9 protein-coding genes and 1 pseudogene are annotated in these 14,692 nt (G+C 73.0%); 6 read left to right on the plus strand and 4 right to left on the minus strand.

Annotated features, from left to right (window positions below; translation table 11 throughout):
- Window positions 1-28 precede the first annotated feature (28 nt).
- The 5 genes from rimO (at window position 29) to BIV25_RS16340 (ending at window position 3,944) form a co-directional block, all read left to right on the plus strand.
- Window positions 29-1,501: a 30S ribosomal protein S12 methylthiotransferase RimO gene (gene rimO, locus BIV25_RS16320; RefSeq protein WP_071373065.1), complete on the plus strand. Its 1,473-nt coding sequence runs from the start codon at window positions 29-31 to the stop codon at window positions 1,499-1,501.
- The gene (gene pgsA / locus BIV25_RS16325) at window positions 1,498-2,262 is read left to right on the plus strand and encodes a CDP-diacylglycerol--glycerol-3-phosphate 3-phosphatidyltransferase (RefSeq protein ID WP_071373066.1); all 765 of its coding nucleotides are present in this window, start codon (window positions 1,498-1,500) and stop codon (window positions 2,260-2,262) included. The genes rimO and pgsA overlap by 4 nt, the downstream gene beginning before the upstream one ends.
- Complete coding sequence (locus BIV25_RS16330; protein ID WP_071373067.1) at window positions 2,259-2,804, plus strand: CinA family protein; 546 nt, start codon at window positions 2,259-2,261, stop codon at window positions 2,802-2,804. The genes pgsA and BIV25_RS16330 overlap by 4 nt, the downstream gene beginning before the upstream one ends.
- Window positions 2,805-2,913: 109 nt before the next feature.
- Window positions 2,914-3,288 (plus strand): helix-turn-helix domain-containing protein, encoded by a 375-nt coding sequence (locus tag BIV25_RS16335; protein ID WP_030178264.1) that lies wholly within the window; start codon window positions 2,914-2,916, stop codon window positions 3,286-3,288.
- 185 nt (window positions 3,289-3,473) lie between these two features.
- Window positions 3,474-3,944, plus strand: coding sequence for a Dps family protein (locus BIV25_RS16340; protein WP_071373068.1), 471 nt, complete (start codon window positions 3,474-3,476; stop codon window positions 3,942-3,944).
- A gap of 371 nt (window positions 3,945-4,315) precedes the next feature.
- On the opposite strand, the gene BIV25_RS16345 is transcribed toward BIV25_RS16340, so the two are convergent.
- From BIV25_RS16345 to BIV25_RS16355, 3 genes are all read right to left on the minus strand, one after another.
- The gene (locus BIV25_RS16345) at window positions 4,316-5,080 is read right to left on the minus strand and encodes an SDR family NAD(P)-dependent oxidoreductase (RefSeq protein WP_071373069.1); all 765 of its coding nucleotides are present in this window, start codon (window positions 5,078-5,080) and stop codon (window positions 4,316-4,318) included.
- Between the two features lie 93 nt (window positions 5,081-5,173).
- On the minus strand, window positions 5,174-6,019 hold the full coding sequence (locus BIV25_RS16350) for an Fpg/Nei family DNA glycosylase (protein ID WP_071373070.1): 846 nt from the start codon (window positions 6,017-6,019) through the stop codon (window positions 5,174-5,176).
- Between the two features lie 45 nt (window positions 6,020-6,064).
- Complete coding sequence (locus tag BIV25_RS16355; RefSeq protein ID WP_071373071.1) at window positions 6,065-11,035, minus strand: ATP-dependent helicase; 4,971 nt, start codon at window positions 11,033-11,035, stop codon at window positions 6,065-6,067.
- 239 nt (window positions 11,036-11,274) lie between these two features.
- Here BIV25_RS16355 and BIV25_RS16360 point away from each other — a divergent pair.
- Window positions 11,275-11,956 (plus strand): annotated as a pseudogene (locus tag BIV25_RS16360) (AraC family ligand binding domain-containing protein); the annotation flags it as partial.
- Window positions 11,957-12,135: 179 nt separating this feature from the next.
- Here BIV25_RS16360 and BIV25_RS16365 read toward each other — a convergent pair.
- On the minus strand, window positions 12,136-13,080 hold the full coding sequence (locus tag BIV25_RS16365; protein ID WP_071373072.1) for a hypothetical protein: 945 nt from the start codon (window positions 13,078-13,080) through the stop codon (window positions 12,136-12,138).
- Window positions 13,081-14,692: the final 1,612 nt, after the last annotated feature.

The raw sequence follows: 14,692 nt of genomic DNA on the forward strand, positions 1-14,692 counted from the left end.
GTCAGTGAGACAAAGTAGTCTTGAGCCCATGCCTGAACGCCGTACCGTCGCACTCGTCACTCTCGGCTGCGCTCGTAACGAGGTGGACTCCGAAGAGCTCGCAGGCCGTTTGGAGGCGGACGGCTGGCAGCTCGTCGAGGACGCCGCGGACGCCGACGTCGCCGTGGTCAACACCTGTGGCTTCGTCGAAGCCGCGAAGAAGGACTCCGTCGACGCCCTCCTCGAGGCCAATGACCTCAAGGACCACGGAAGAACCCAGGCCGTCGTGGCGGTGGGCTGCATGGCCGAGCGGTACGGCAAGGACCTGGCCGAGGCACTGCCCGAGGCCGACGGCGTGCTCGGCTTCGACGACTACGCGGACATCTCCGACCGCCTCCAGACCATCCTGTCCGGCGGTATCCACGCTTCCCACACCCCGCGGGACCGCCGCAAGCTCCTGCCGATCAGCCCGGCCGAGCGGCAGGAATCGGCCGCCGCCGTCGCGCTGCCCGGCCACGGCCCGGCCGACCTCCCGGAGGGCCTTGCGCCGGCCTCCGGCCCGCGCGCGCCCCTGCGCCGCCGGCTGGACGGCGCCCCGGTCGCCTCGGTCAAGCTCGCCTCCGGCTGCGACCGCCGCTGCTCCTTCTGCGCCATCCCGTCCTTCCGCGGCTCCTTCATCTCACGCCGCCCGAGCGACGTGCTGAACGAGGCGCGCTGGCTGGGTGAGCAGGGCGTGAAGGAGATCATGCTGGTCTCCGAGAACAACACCTCCTACGGCAAGGACCTGGGCGACATCCGCCTGCTGGAGTCCCTGCTGCCGGAGCTGGCCGAGGTCGACGGCATCGAGCGGGTGCGGGTGAGCTACCTCCAGCCCGCCGAGATGCGTCCGGGGCTCATCGACGTGCTGACCTCGACCCCCAAGGTCGTCCCGTACTTCGACCTGTCCTTCCAGCACTCCGCGCCGGACGTGCTGCGCGCTATGCGCCGCTTCGGCGACACGGACCGCTTCCTCGAACTGCTCGACACGATCCGCGCCAAGGCCCCCGAGGCGGGCGTGCGCTCCAACTTCATCGTCGGTTTCCCCGGCGAGAGCGAGGCCGACCTGGCCGAGCTGGAGCGCTTCCTGACCGGCGCCCGCCTGGACGCCATCGGTGTCTTCGGCTACTCCGACGAGGAGGGCACGGAGGCGGCGACGTACGAGGACAAGCTCGACGAGGACGTCGTCGCCGAGCGGCTCGCGCACATCTCCCGGCTGGCCGAGGAACTCGTCTCGCAGCGCGCCGAGGAGCGCGTCGGCGAGAGCGTGCGGGTCCTGGTCGAGTCCGTCGACGGGGAAGAGGGCGTCTACGGCCGCGCCGCGCACCAGGCGCCCGAGACCGACGGCCAGGTGCTGCTCACGAGCGGCGAGGGCCTGAGTGTCGGACGTATGGTCGAGGCGAAGGTGGTCGGTACGGAAGGTGTCGACCTGGTGGCCGAGCCGCTGGCCGGCTCGCTCGCGTGTAGTGAGGAGGCGGGCAGATGACCGGAGTCCCGGCTTCCGCCGCGGGCGGCTCCTCCGGCGCACAGGGCGCCCGGAGTTCCGCCGCCGCTGCCGACGGCGCACGGTCCGAGGTCTCCGGTTCTGCTCCAGGTCCCGACAGTGGCAGTGGCGGCAAGCCCGCGCGCGGCGGGAAGATCACGGCCGCGGCCGTCAACCAGGCGAGTGTCTGGAACGTCGCCAATCTGCTGACGATGCTCCGGCTGCTCCTGGTGCCCGGTTTCGTCGCGCTGATGCTGGCGGACGGCGGCTACGACCCGGCCTGGCGTTCGCTGGCCTGGGCAGCCTTCGCCATCGCCATGATCACCGACCTGTTCGACGGGCATCTGGCGCGCACCTACAACCTGGTCACCGACTTCGGGAAGATCGCCGACCCCATCGCCGACAAGGCGATCATGGGGGCGGCGCTCGTCTGTCTGTCGGCCCTGGGCGATCTGCCCTGGTGGGTCACCGCGGTGATCCTCGGCAGGGAGCTCGGTATCACACTGCTGCGTTTTCTGGTCATTCGCTACGGCGTGATCCCCGCCAGCCGGGGCGGCAAGCTCAAGACGCTCACCCAGGGCGTCGCCGTCGGCATGTACGTCCTGGCACTGACGGGATGGCTGGCGACTCTGAGGTTCTGGGTGATGGCCGTGGCGGTCGTCCTCACTGTCGCCACCGGTCTCGACTACGTAAGACAAGCCATTGTGCTGCGCCGCCAGGGAATCGCCGAGCGCGCGGCAGCGTTGGAGGATGAGGAAGCGTGAGTTCCACGGCCACCGAACTGGTGCGACTACTGACGGTGAGGGGCGAGACGCTCGCCGTCGCCGAGTCGCTCACCGGTGGTCTGGTGGCGGCGGAGATCACGGGAGTCCCCGGAGCCTCCAAGGTGTTCCGGGGCTCGGTCACCGCCTACGCCACGGAACTCAAGCACGGACTGCTCGGCGTCGACGCCGCCCTGCTGGCGCGGCAGGGAGCGGTGGATCCGCAGGTCGCGGCCCAGATGGCGGCCGGAGTACGCAAGGCGCTGGATGCCGACTGGGGCATCGCGACCACCGGAGTCGCCGGCCCCGATCCGCAGGACGGCAAGCCCGTCGGGACGGTGTTCGTCGCAGCCGACGGCCCCGTCACCGACCGCGCCGGTTCTGCCGGTGGCGGAAAAGTGGAGGCTCTGCGGTTGAACGGCAGCCGTGCGGAAATTCGTATGGAGAGTGTACGGAGCGTACTCGCTCTGCTCCTTGAGCAGCTTGCGGGCGAACAGACCGGGAATGAGCGGGCACAGGATACGGAACGGAACGGGGGGTTTTGATGTTTGCAGCCCTGAGTGAACACGACATCGCTCCCCGCACGGCCGCAGCGCGAGGCGGTACGGTGGGGCGAGAAGGATGCGGCTACGCGGTCCGAGGAGGGAGCCACCGATGATTCTGCTCCGTCGCCTGCTGGGTGACGTGCTGCGTCGGCAGCGCCAACGCCAGGGCCGTACTCTGCGCGAAGTCTCCTCGTCCGCCCGAGTCTCACTCGGCTATCTCTCCGAGGTGGAGCGGGGGCAGAAGGAGGCTTCCTCCGAGCTGCTCTCCGCCATCTGCGACGCGCTGGACGTACGGATGTCGGAACTCATGCGAGAGGTGAGCGACGAGCTGGCGCTCGCCGAGCTGGCCCAGTCCGCCGCGGCCACCGAGCCCGTGCCCACGCCGGTCCGTCCGATGCTGGGTTCGGTGTCGGTGACCGGCGTACCACCGGAACGGGTGACCATCAAGGCACCCGCGGAGGCTGTGGACGTGGTCGCCGCGTGAGGTTCGCGCGCGTGGCCTAGCCGTCCGAAGACGAATGAAGCCCCGGCCGGCTGCTCCAGGGAGACCTGGGGGAGCCGGCCGGGGCTTCGGCCGTTCGCGTCCGGTCATGCGTCCATTTGCCCGATGTGTGCGGTGCGGTCATGGTGGGAGGGACGTGACCGCGCCGAAGCACCGGAGGAAGACGGATGTACGTCGTGAAGAGCTCGTTGGCCGACGCGGATCTGAAGACCGTGTCCGAAGCGCTCCAGGGTGCCCTCGTCGACCTGGTGGACCTGTCGCTGGTCGCCAAGCAGATCCACTGGAACGTCGTCGGCCCGCGCTTCCGGTCCATCCACCTCCAGCTCGACGAGGTCGTCGCCTCCGCGCGCACCCACTCCGACACGGTGGCGGAGCGGGCCTCGGCGCTCGGCGTACCGCCTGACGGGCGCGCTGCCTCGGTCGCGTCCGGCAGTGGCATCGGCGCCACCCCGGCCGGCTGGATCAAGGACGGGGACGCGGTCAGGACGATGGTGGACGCGCTCGGCGCGGTGATCACCCGGATGCGGGAGCGGGTGGAGGCGACGGGGGAACCGGACCCCGTCTCCCAGGACATCTTCATCGGGGTCACGGCGGATCTGGAGAAGCATCACTGGATGTTCCAGGCGGAGAACGCGTAGGCGGCCGGCCGGGGTTCGGTGTCCCGCGCCGTGTGGTCGCTGTGTGCCGGGTGTGCCGCCGGGGGTGCTGCATCCATGAGCCCTCGGTGCGCCTCCCGCGCCGGGCGGGCGGCGGTCTAGCGTCACGCAGGAGGTGGTGGCGGCCATGGTGGCGCGGATAGTGCGCTGGGCGCTCGGGCTGGGACTCACGGCCGTGTGGTGGTGGGCCGGACTGCGGCTCGTGCTGGGGCAGGGCTCGGGAGTGCTGGAAGGGGCCGTCGTGGTCGGCGGGTGGGGGCTGAGCGTACTGCCCGTGCACTGTGTACCTCAGGGGCGGGCGGCGGGGGCGGTGCGGACGGGACGCTGGGCGGCGGCCTGGTGGGCCGGGGACGTCACCAGGGCATCGCCACGCCCCCGTTCGGGCGAAGTATCTGACCCGTCGTGAACACCGAGGCGTCCGACGCCAGATAGAGCACCGCGTGCGCCACGTCGTCCGGCTCGCCGACCCGGCCGAGGGGCGCCAACCGGGCCATCGTGCCCTCGGTGTGCGCCTGTGCCTCCCGGTCGTGGCGCTCGGTCATGGGGGTGCGGATCCACCCCGGCGCGACCGCGTTGACCCGGATGCCGTGCCGGCCGACCTCGGTGGCGAGGGTCTTGGTCAGCTGGACCACGGCGGCCTTCGCCGCGCCGTAGCAGAGCAGCCCCGGCCCGCCCGTGTCGACGGCGCCCGACGCCATCGTGACGATGCTGCCCCGGACGTCCTGGGCGAGCATCAGGCGGGCGGCCTCCTGGCACGCGTACAGCACGCCCTTGAAGTTGATGTTCAGGACCCGGTCGAGATCCTCGTCGCGGGTCTCCAGCACGGGGCTGCTGTGCATGATCCCGGCGATCGCCGCCATCACGTCCAGGCGCCCGCAGGACCGTACGGCCTCGGCGAGCCGGGCCCGGTCGGTCACGTCCAGGACGTGCACGACGGCCGTGCCGCCGCGGTCCTTGATCAGCGCGGCCGTGCCGTGCAGTCCTTCCGGGTCCCGGTCGGCACAGTGCACCGTCGCGCCCGCCTCGGCGAGCAGTACGGCGGAGGCCCGGCCGATGCCTCCGGCGGCGCCGGTGACGAACGCGGTCCGTCCGGTGAGGTCGTACGCCGAGAGGGCCATGAAGTGACCGTACGAGCATTTCTGACGGGTCGTCAATTAGTGGGCGGGGATCGGTCAGTGGCCGGCCGCGTGAGGCGGAGCGTGGGCGTGGTGTCAGCCGGGGTGGTGGGGGTCGCGGGCGGGGCGGCCTTGCGGCGGGCCGGGGAAGGGGGCGGGGCCCGTCTGGCAGGTGGGGCACCAGTAAGTGGGGCGGGCCCGGGAGCCGTCGCCCTGGTCGGCCTCGCGGACGGGGGTGCGGCAGCGCAGGCAGGGGCGGGGCGCGCGGCCGTAGACGAACAGGTCGTGCCGGTGCAGGCCCGTGGTCTGGCGGACCGGGCGGTCGCGGTTCGCCTCCAGCAGCCTCTTGGCGAGTGGCGGCAGCTTCTCCGCGCGGTCCGCGGGCAGGGCGCCGACGGGCAGCCAGGGGGTCACCCCGAGCAGGAAGCACAGCTCGCTCTTGTAGATGTTGCCGATCCCGGCCAGATTGCGCTGGTCGAGCAGGGCCTCGCCGAGCGGGCGGGCGGGGTCGGCGAGGAGGTTGGCCAGGGCGCGATCCGGGTCCCAGTCCGGGCCGAGCAGGTCGGGGCCGAGATGGCCGACGACCCGCTCCTCCTCCCGTGTGCGCAGCAGTTCCAGGACCTGGAGGCGGTAGCCCACGGCCGTGCGGTCGGCGGTGCCGAGGACCACGCGGATCTGGTGCGCCGGACCGCCCCGCCAGCGCTCGCCCGTGCCGTAGACCTTCCAGGACCCCTCCATCCGCAGATGCGTGTGCAGGGTCAGGCCGCCCTCGAAGCGGGTGAGCAGGTGTTTGCCGCGCGGGAGCGTGCCGAGCACCGTACGGCCGGCGAGGTCGACCGTCGCGTACCTCGGCACCCGGAAGTCGCTGACGGTCAGTGCCTTGCCCGCGAGGGCCTCGTGCAGCCGCCGCGCGGCCTGCCAGACCGTGTCACCTTCGGGCATGGGTCCAGGGTGTCACGGTGCGGTGCGGCGGGGGCGCGGCCGCTGTCACGCTCTCAGCCGCAGGCCGCGGGGTGTCGCCACGAAGCCCGCTCCTTCCAGCAGGGTGCCGGTCGGCGAGGTCAGGGCAGGGGCACCGTTGATCCGTTCGACGGTGACCGTGCCGAGCGAGCCCGCGCGGGCCGCCGCGGCCAGGGCCTCGGCCGCCGTACGCAGGCGGGGGTCCTCGGGTGCCGGGGTGTCCGGGGTGGCGGGCCAGGCGAGGAGGGTCTTGCCACCGCGCTCCATGTACAGCGTCAGCTCGCCCTCCACGAGGACGACCAGCGAGCCCGCCTTGCGGCCCGGCTTGTGCCCGGCTCCGGTGGGCGACTCCGGCCAGGCCAGGGCGGCGCCGTAGGCGTTGGCGGGGTCGGCCGCGGCGAGGACCACGGCCCGCGGGTCCAGTGCCGGCGAGCCCGCACGACCGCCGCCGTAGGCCCGGTTCGCCGGTGAGCCGTAGGCCGTGGTGCCGCCTCGGGGGCCGCCGTAGCCCGGGGCGGCGAAGGGGTCGGCCAGGTCGCGCGGGGAGACGTACGCGTCGCGGGCGGGCGGGTCCGCCGGCGGCCACGCGAAGTCGCCGTCGAGGCCGGGGTGGGCGAACCCGCCGTCCGAGCCGTCGAAGGCACCGGGGAGGGTGTGGCCGTGGGGCGCGACGTCGCCGCCGAGGCCGTTCGGGATACCCGGGAAGCCGTTCTGGAGGGAGCCGTTCCGGTGGGCCGGGGAGGGCAGGCCCTCGCTCCGGTCGCGGGCGTTCGCCACCGCGCGCAGGCGGTCCACCGCGCCGTCCATGGCGAACTGGGCGGCGCCCAGCCCCTCGACCACGTAACCGCGCCGCGCCTGGCCGCTGTCCTCGAAGGCGGACAGCACTCGGTAGACCGCCGAGAAGCCGCCCTCGACGCCCTCCGCCGCGACCGCCCCGCGCGTGACCACACCGTGCCGGTCCAGCAGCGTGCGGGCCAGTGCGTGGGCGCGCACGGTGGCGTCCGGTTCCGCCGCGGGCAGCAGCGACCAGCGGCCGGCGACGGTCGGCGGGCCCGAGCGGGAGGCGGGCCGGGCGGCGGCCGTCAGGGAGCCGTAACGCCCGCGCGGGACCGGCCGTTTGGCGCGGTGCGCGGTCGAACCCGCCGTACGGCCCGAGCCCAGCAGGGAGCGCATCGGGGCGAGCGTGTCGTTGGTGAGCCGCCCGGACCAGGCCAGGTCCCAGAGCGCGTCGGCCAGGTGGGGGTCGGTGACGTCGGGGTGGGTGGTGGCCCGCACCTGATCGGCGATCTGGCGGAAGAACAGGCCGTAACCGCCGGAGAGCGCGTCCAGGACGGACTGGTGGAGCGCGGTCAGCTCCAGAGGGTGCGGCGGCGGGAGGAGCAGGGGGGCCGCGTCGGCCGGATAGAGGGAGACCCAGCCGTCCTTGCCGGGCAGGGCGCCCGCACCGGCCCACACCACCTCGCCGGCGGCGGTCAGTTCGTCGAGCATCGCGGGCGTGTAGTTCGCCACGCGGGAGGGCAGGACCAGTTTCTCCAGCGCGGAGGCGGGCACGGAGGCGCCCTGCAACTGCTCGACGGCGCGCAGCAGTCCGTCGATCCCGCGCACCCCGTGGCCCTTGCCGATGTGCTGCCACTGCGGCAGGAACTGCGCGAGCGCGGCGGGGGGCACGGGCTCCAACTCGTGCCGCAGCGCCGCCAGGGAGCGGCGGCGCAGACGACGCAGTACGGCAGCGTCGCACCACTCCTGGCCGATGCCCGCCGGATGGAACTCCCCCTGTACGACCCGGCCGCCCGCCCCGAGCCGGTGCAGGGCGCCCTCGGTCACCGCGACGCCCAGGCCGAAGCGGGCCGCCGCCGTGGCCGACGTGAACGGGCCGTGCGTACGCGCGTAGCGGGCGAGTAGGTCGCCGAGCGGGTCCTTGACCGGCTCGGTGAAGGCCTCGGGCACGCCGACCGGCAGTGCTGTGCCGAGCGCGTCCCGCAGTCGGCCCGCGTCCTCGATCGCCGCCCATTGGTCGGTGCCGGCGATCCGGACCTTGATGGCCCGGCGGGCCCCGGCCAGCTCCCGCACCCAGTGCGGATCCGCGCCCCGCGCGACCAGATCGGCGTCGGTCAGCGGGCCGAGCAGCCGCAGCACGTCGGCCACGCCCTCGACGTCCTTGACCTGGCGGTCCTCGGTGAGCCACTGCAGCTCGCGCTCCAGCTCGGTCAGTACCTCGGCGTCGAGCAACTCGCGCAGCTCGGCCTGGCCCAGCAGCTCGGCCAGCAGCCGGGAGTCCAGCGACAGCGCGGCGGCACGGCGCTCGGCGAGCGGGGAGTCGCCCTCGTACAGGAACTGGGCGACGTACCCGAAGAGGAGGGAGCGGGCGAACGGTGACGGCTCCGGCGTGGTGACCTCGACCAGGCGGACCTTGCGGGACTCGATGTCACCCATCAGCTCGACGAGCCCGGGGACGTCGAAGACGTCCTGGAGACATTCGCGGACCGCCTCCAGGACGATCGGGAACGAGCCGAACTCGCTTGCCACCTGGAGCAGTTGGGCCGCGCGCTGGCGCTGTTGCCACAGCGGCGTGCGCTTGCCGGGGTTGCGGCGCGGCAGCAGCAACGCGCGCGCTGCGCACTCACGGAACCGGGAGGCGAACAGAGCGGAACCGCCGACCTGGTCGGTGACGACCTGGTCGACCTCGCCCTTGTCGAAGGCGACGTCCGCCGCGCCGACGGGCGCCTGCTCGCTGTCGTACTCCGTGCCGGACTTCATCGGCGCCTGGTCGAGCAGGTCCAGACCCATCAGGTCGGCGTCGGGCAGACGCAGCACGATGCCGTCGTCGGCGTGCATGACCTGCGCGTCCATGCCGTACCGCTCGGACAGGCGGGCGCCGAGGGCGAGGGCCCAGGGGGCGTGGACCTGGGCGCCGAAGGGGGAGTGGACGACGACCCGCCAGTCTCCCAGCTCGTCGCGGAAACGCTCCACGACGATCGTGCGGTCGTCCGGGACATGGCCGCAGGCCTCGCGCTGCTCGTCCAGGTACGACAGCACGTTGTCCGCAGCCCAGGCGTCCAGGCCGGCCGCCAGCAGGCGCGGCCGGGCGTCGTCCTTGGGCAGCGAGCCGACCTCGCGCAGGAACGCGCCCACCGCGCGGCCCAGTTCGAGCGGGCGGCCCAGCTGGTCGCCCTTCCAGAAGGGGAGGCGGCCGGGCACGCCGGGCGCGGGGGAGACCAGGACGCGGTCGCGCGTGATGTCCTCGATGCGCCAGGAGCTGGTGCCCAGGGTGAAGACGTCGCCCACCCGGGACTCGTACACCATCTCCTCGTCCAGTTCGCCGACCCGGCCGCCGCCCTTCTTGGGGTCAGAGCCGGCCAGGAAGACGCCGAACAGACCCCGGTCGGGGATCGTGCCTCCGGAGGTGACGGCGAGGCGCTGGGCGCCCGGGCGGCCGGTGATCTCACCGGTCACGCGGTCCCACACCACGCGCGGGCGCAGCTCCGCGAACGCGTCCGACGGATAGCGGCCCGCGAGCATGTCGAGGACCGCCGTGAACGCCGACTCCGGCAGGGACGCGAACGGGGCCGCGCGGCGGACCGCGGCGAGCAGGTCGTCGAACTGCCAGGTGTCCAGGGCCGTCATGGCGACCAGCTGCTGGGCGAGCACGTCCAGCGGGTTCGCGGGCACCCTCAGGGACTCGATCGAGCCCGTGCGCATCCGCTCGGTGACCACGGCGGCCTGGACGAGGTCACCGCGGTACTTGGGGAAGACGACACCGGTGGAGACGGCACCCACCTGGTGCCCCGCGCGGCCGACGCGCTGGAGCCCGGAGGCCACCGACGGCGGGGACTCGACCTGGACGACGAGATCGACGGCGCCCATGTCGATGCCCAGCTCCAGGCTGGACGTGGCGACCACCGCGGGCAGCCGGCCCGCCTTCAGGTCCTCCTCGACCAGGGCGCGCTGCTCCTTGGAGACCGAGCCGTGATGCGCGCGGGCGATCACCGGGGGAGCGCCCTGGGCCGCGCCCGAGCCGCCCATCAGCTGCGCGGGGGCGTGGTGCTCCGCAAGGGGCTCGCCGGTCACGCGCTCGTACGCGATCTCGTTCAGCCGGTTGCACAGCCGCTCCGCGAGGCGCCGGGAGTTCGCGAAGACGATCGTGGAGCGGTGCGACTGGACCAGGTCGGCGATGCGCTCCTCCACATGCGGCCAGATCGACGGCCGCTCGCCCCCCTCCGCCGCGTCGGCCGCCGGGGAGCCGCCCAGCTCGCCCATGTCCTCGACCGGGACGACCACCGACAGGTCGAACTCCTTGCCCGACTCGGGCTGGACGATCTCCACCTTGCGACGCGGCGAGAGATAGCGGGCCACCTCGTCGACCGGGCGGACCGTCGCCGACAGGCCGATCCGGCGGGCCGGCTTCGGCAGCAGCTCGTCCAGTCGCTCCAGGGAGAGCGCGAGATGGGCGCCGCGCTTGGTGCCCGCGACCGCGTGCACCTCGTCCAGGATCACGGTCTCCACGCCCGTGAGCGCGTCACGCGTGGCCGAGGTCAGCATCAGGAACAACGACTCGGGAGTGGTGATCAGGATGTCCGGCGGACGCGTGGACAGCGCGCGGCGCTCGGCGGCCGGCGTGTCGCCGGAGCGGATGCCCACCCTGACCTCGGGCTCGGGCAGGCCCAGGCGCACGGACTCCTGGCGGATGCCGGTCAGCGGGCTGCGCAGATTGCGCTCGACGTCGACCGCGAGGGCCTTAAGCGGTGACACGTACAGCACTCGGCAGCGCTTCTTCGGGTCGGCCGGGGGCGGGGACGAGGCCAGCTGGTCCAGGGCGGCGAGGAACGCGGCCAGCGTCTTGCCGGAGCCGGTCGGGGCCACCACCAGCACGTCCGAGCCTGCCCCGATGGCCTGCCACGCACCCGACTGGGCCGCGGTGGGCGCGGAGAACGCCCCCGTGAACCAGCCGCGGGTCGCGGGCGAGAAGCCGTCGAGGGCTCGGTGTGCGGAGCTGACCATGCGTCCATCCTGCACCCGACCACTGACAATCACGCTGACCTGGGGAAACGTCGTGCGTCCGGCGCGAGCGGGGCCGAGCGCGGTCGGCGGGACGCGGCAGCCGAGGTGCGATGGGCCGAAGGGAGGCCACGGGTGGAGGGGAGAAGCCGCGGGGCGGTGGGGCGGAGGACGGAGACGTGGCGGGCGCGACCGGGCGGGGCGGGGGACGGACGGGTGGCCGGACGCACGGGCACCGGCCGGTGCAGCGTGCGCGGCACCGGCGCTACGAGGACCTGCCGGGCGTGGACCTGCTGCGGGCCCGGTACGTCCGCAAGACCTTCGTCCGGCACACCCACGAGCACGTCGTGATCGCCGCGACAGCCGACGGCGTCGAGATCTTCCACCACCACGGCTCCGACGTGTCCGCGGGCGCCGGAGCCCTCGCCCTGGTCAACCCGGACACCGCGCACACCGGCCGCGCCGGCGTTCCCGAGGGCCGGAGGTACGGCGCGGTCTAGCCCTCGTCCGAGACGGTCGCCGCGATCGAGGCCGAGACCACGACGCTTTGGGGCACCCCGGGCTTCGTCACGCCCCGTTCTCGACGACCCCAACGCCGTTCGCCTGGTCCACCAGGTGCTGCGCGCCGCCGAAGAGGGCAGCGCGCTCGCCGCCGACACCCCTGCTGCGGGTGGCCGTGACGAGGCTGCTGAGGCTGAACGCGGCCCGCTGCCGCAGCGCCCGGTCCGCACGGCCGGAGCCGGCCTCGCGGCACGCGCGCGTGCCGTGTTGGACGAGCGGATGACCGCGCCGCCGACCCTGGAGCGGCTGGCCACCGACCTCGGCACCAGCCAGTTCGCCCTGCTGCGGGCGTTCCGTGATGCCTACGGCATGCTGCCGCACGCCTGGCTCGCCGCCCTGCTGGCCGCGCTCACGGGCCCAGCAGACGTTCGCCGACGGGCACGCGCTCGTGCTGGACGCGCGGGCGGCCGGGCTCGGCGCGGCCGCCGTAACGCTGCTGCTGCGTGCGCCGTTCCTGCTGGTCGTCGTGGCTGCCGTCACGGTGACGGCCGGCATACGGGCCCTCGGAGGGCGACACGGGGCCGCGGCCGGACCAGGCCGGCTCAGCCCACGAAGCGGCCGTACGACCTCAGGGTGCGCAGTGCCGCGATCGTCACCAGGGCGCGCGCCTCCAGGGCGGGAGCCGGGGCCCAACGGCGCCAGCGGACGGGCCAGCCGCCGTCGTCCTGCTGCTCGGCCGCCAGGTGGTCCAGGGAGCGGGACATCTCGTCGTCCGTGAACCACGCGCGCGCGAGCGAGTCCGGGCCGTGCGCGAAGTCGTGCGGGAAGTGGTGCTCGGCGGGGGCGTAGCCGGGCGCGACCGGATAGGCGTCGAGTCGGTCCGGGTCCAGTGCCGCGAGCCGCTGCTCGCGCACCATGCGGCCCAGCCGGTCGGCGGCGGCCTCCGCGCGCGAGCGGTCGGGGACGGAGTCCAGGAAGAGCACGGCCGCCTCCACCTCGTAGGGGTGGGACTTCCCCAGCGACTCCACGGCCTGCCAGCAGAAGTCGGTCGCCCGGAACAGCCAGGCGTGCCACACCTCGTTGCGGTGCAGCAACCCGACCACCGGCCCGGTGGTGAGCAGATCGCTCGGCGGGTCGTCGACGACCCGCACGAACGGCGCCACCGGGTAGTCGCGCTGGCTGGGATGGACCGCCGGCAGCGCGCCGTCCGCCGTGGAGACGGCGGTGAGATAGCGGCACACGCGTTCCACCCGCTGTCCGCCGCAGCGCCCGATGGCGTCCAGGACGCGTAGGGCGTGCTCCGTGTGCAGAGGCTGGCTCACGGGTCCGCGCAGATCGGGCTCCAGCGCGTGCCCGTACCCGCCGTCCTCGTTGCGGTAGGCGTCGAGCGCCGTCTCGACCGCGTCCGCGGTGCCGTGCAGGAAGTGGTGGGCGAAGAGGCGCTGCTCCAGCACGCGCGCGGTGAGCCACACGAACTGTTCGGCGCGGAAGAGCGGGGAGCGCGCCTGGGGCGTGGAGGGGAGTGGGGAAGCTCCGATGTCGGCCATGGGTCAGACCGTAGGACGGAAAGCGGTCTCGGCAAGCGGTCACGGCCGGGGCCCACCCTCAGGGGCGGGATGCCGGAGTCACGCGGTTGACGGTCCACTGGCGGCGGAAGACTCGCCGACCTGCGGAGGTGTTCGTGCGTTAGTACCATGACCTGCACTGTTGTGTGGAATCGAAAGCCCCCCGCGTCCCGGCCCGTCCCGCGCTGAAACTCCCTGAAAACACGACGGGCCCATGGCCAGGACCAGTGACGCTACGACCGTGGCATCGGAGCAGCCCCGCGCCGGCGGTGGGTGAACCGCCGCCGACCAGGGCCCTGCAGGCCCTGCGCAAGTGCTCCCGGCCGAAGCGGCAGCTGGTAGACCACAGGGCGTCGCTGATGCATGGGGCGCCGCCGCTCTCGTGGACCACGAGGTTGCCATCGCTCTGCATGTGCCCGTAGGAGCCGGAGTGGTCTGATGCGTCGTTGGACCAGATGGTCGTGCCGTCGCTGTTGCGGTCGACTGCCAGGTTGCCGTCGAGTTGGCTGACGAGACGTCAGGAACCTCGATCGGCGCGGGTCGCTCCCTGCCCTTGATCGCTGTCTGGCGCGCGGTGTTCGCGATGCGGTGCCGGGGGTTCACGACCTCCGGCACTCCCACGCGTCGTGGCTGATCGCGGCCGAGGCGCTGCTGCCCGCCATCCAGCGGCGTCTGGGCCAGGAGCCCGTCACGACCACGGTGGACACGTACGGCCACCTCCTGGATGCGTTGGACGACGAGGTCGTCGCCGCCGTCGAATGGGCCATTGGACCCGACGACTCCGCTGCCTGGCTTCCTGGAAGGACGCGAACGACGTGGTGCGAGACGGGACCCAGCACAAGGTCGGGCCCGTGTTCGTCGTCACGCTCGGCGGGCGTGAGGTGCCCTTCGCCGACACCGACCACGCCCAACAGGTGGTCGATCACCGGAATGACGACCACGCGGAAGCGATAGAGGTCATGCGCGCTGACGGATGGTCCGGGGACAGGATCACACGTACTGGAGACCGCTGCCGTCCAGAACCAGCGGCTGGAGTCGGATGATGTCCGATCGACGTTGCCCGGTGACGAGCCCGAGCCGACTTGTTGGCCGGCCGTGCTCCCCAGTCAACCGCCGGTACACGCACGGGCGTTGGCTCACCGATCAGGGCCAGTTGCTCGTCGAGAGGGGCGGGCCCGGAGTTCGAAGCAGTGAGCGGGAACCCGGGCCCGAGGTCGTTCTCAGGCGGCATCGGTCCGGCCGCCATCCGGCATGACAACCGGGGCCGGAACATCGGGTGTTGGCGGCGGAGGCGGGACCGATGCCTCTGCCCGTGGCGTGCGGGTACGACGGGTGCGTGGGCGCTCGGCTTGGGCCCGCAGTGTCTCGGTGATCTCCTTTGCGCGGGCGGCGGTAACGGGTGTCGCCTCACCCTCCAGGTCCTCCGCCGTATACCCAGCAGCTCAGAGACCAATTCCGCGTCGTCGTCGAACAGCCGCAGGACAACCGCAGCGGCCTCCCGAGCCGCGATGTCGGCCTCCTCCCTCGCTCGCGCGGCCTTCCCCGCCGCCTCACGCGCGGCCAAGACGTTTGCCGCGGCCGTCTCTCGCGTCGT

The sequence above is a fragment of the Streptomyces sp. MUSC 14 genome, assembly GCF_001866675.1.
In the GTDB taxonomy this organism is placed as follows: Bacteria; Actinomycetota; Actinomycetes; order Streptomycetales; family Streptomycetaceae; genus Streptomyces.

Excerpts from the sequence above, each read along its gene's own strand:
- rimO (WP_071373065.1), top strand. The coding sequence starts at position 29 with ATGCCTGAACGCCGTACCGTCGCACTCGTCACTCTCGGCTGCGCTCGT.
- BIV25_RS16345 (WP_071373069.1), bottom strand. The coding sequence starts at position 5,080 with ATGGCCCTCTCGGCGTACGACCTCACCGGACGGACCGCGTTCGTCACC.
- BIV25_RS16350 (WP_071373070.1), bottom strand. The coding sequence starts at position 6,019 with ATGCCCGAAGGTGACACGGTCTGGCAGGCCGCGCGGCGGCTGCACGAG.
- BIV25_RS16365 (WP_071373072.1), bottom strand. The coding sequence starts at position 13,080 with ATGGCCGACATCGGAGCTTCCCCACTCCCCTCCACGCCCCAGGCGCGC.
- BIV25_RS16355 (WP_071373071.1), bottom strand. The coding sequence starts at position 11,035 with ATGGTCAGCTCCGCACACCGAGCCCTCGACGGCTTCTCGCCCGCGACC.
- pgsA (WP_071373066.1), top strand. The coding sequence starts at position 1,498 with ATGACCGGAGTCCCGGCTTCCGCCGCGGGCGGCTCCTCCGGCGCACAG.
- BIV25_RS16335 (WP_030178264.1), top strand. The coding sequence starts at position 2,914 with ATGATTCTGCTCCGTCGCCTGCTGGGTGACGTGCTGCGTCGGCAGCGC.
- BIV25_RS16340 (WP_071373068.1), top strand. The coding sequence starts at position 3,474 with ATGTACGTCGTGAAGAGCTCGTTGGCCGACGCGGATCTGAAGACCGTG.